Here is a 1150-nt window from a genome sequence, read left to right as displayed (position 1 = left end):
GGTCACCGCTCCCCCCGAGGGCGCGCCTCCAGGCCGTCTGCCGCGCCCTCGGGGGGAGCGGTGACCCAGTCGGGGACGGCGCGACGCGGCCGGTCCTCGTCCGGCATGCGATGCGATGCCACTGCGGTGCTCCCTCCGTAGGCTGATCCATCGTCAGTTCTAACGGCAACCCGTGCGGCTGGCGCAGCCCCAGTTCCGGGGTCGCCGGTACGGTCGGGGCATGACCGGAATCGAACACCGTCCTCTCGGGCCGTCGGGGCTCGTCGTCTCCACCGTCGGCATCGGCTGCAACAACTTCGGCCGACCCGGCACGCTGACCGAGACGCAGGAGGGCACGGACGCCGTCGTCCACGCGGCCCTCGACGCCGGCGTCACCCTGTTCGACACCGCGGACGTCTACGGCGGCCGGCGCGGGTTGTCCGAGGAGCTCCTCGGCAGGTCCATCGCGGGACGTCGCGACGAGATCGTCCTCGCCACGAAGTTCGGCATGGACATGCAGGGGGTGAACGGGCCGGACTGGGGCGTGCGGGGCTCCCGGCGGTACGTGCGGCTGGCGGTCGAGTCGTCGCTCAAGCGCCTCGGGACGGACTGGATCGACCTCTACCAGATGCACGGCCCGGACGACGTGACCTCGATCGAGGAGACGCTGTCCGTGCTCGACGACCTCGTCCGCGAGGGCAAGATCCGCTACATCGGCCACTCGAACTTCGCGGGGTGGCAGATCGCCGAGGCCGAGCTCACCGCCTCCATCGCCGGCACCACGGCGTTCGTGTCCGCGCAGAACGAGTACAGCCCGCTCGCCCGGGGCGTCGAGGACGAGGTGCTGCCGGCCGTCCGTGCGTACGCGCTCGGGTTCCTGCCGTACTTCCCGCTGTACAACGGCCTGCTGACGGGCAAGTACACGAAGGCCGGCGGGCCCTCGGACGGGCGGCTCACCACGGCGAAGCCGCAGCTGTTGCAGGACGCGCCGTGGGAGATCCTCGAGGAGTTCCAGCGGTTCTGCGACGAGCGCGGCGTCACGATGCTGCAGGCGACCTTCGCGTGGTTGCTGGCGCAGCCCGGGCTGTCGAGCGTCATCGCGGGGGCGACGAAGCCGGAGCAGATCCGGCAGAACGCCGAGGCAGGGACGGCGTGGGAGCCGTCCGAGGAC

At 71.4% G+C, this 1150-nt stretch carries 1 protein-coding gene; it reads left to right on the top strand.

Annotated elements, in window-relative coordinates:
• Nucleotides 1–220: 220 nt before the first annotated feature.
• Nucleotides 221–1150: aldo/keto reductase (locus JSX79_RS18005; RefSeq protein ID WP_229087566.1), on the top strand; the 930-nt coding region annotated here is incomplete at its 3' end.

This window comes from Curtobacterium sp. GD1, assembly GCF_020882855.1.
Taxonomy (GTDB): Bacteria; Actinomycetota; Actinomycetes; order Actinomycetales; family Microbacteriaceae; genus Curtobacterium.
This window is presented reverse-complemented; position numbering and strand designations above follow the sequence as displayed.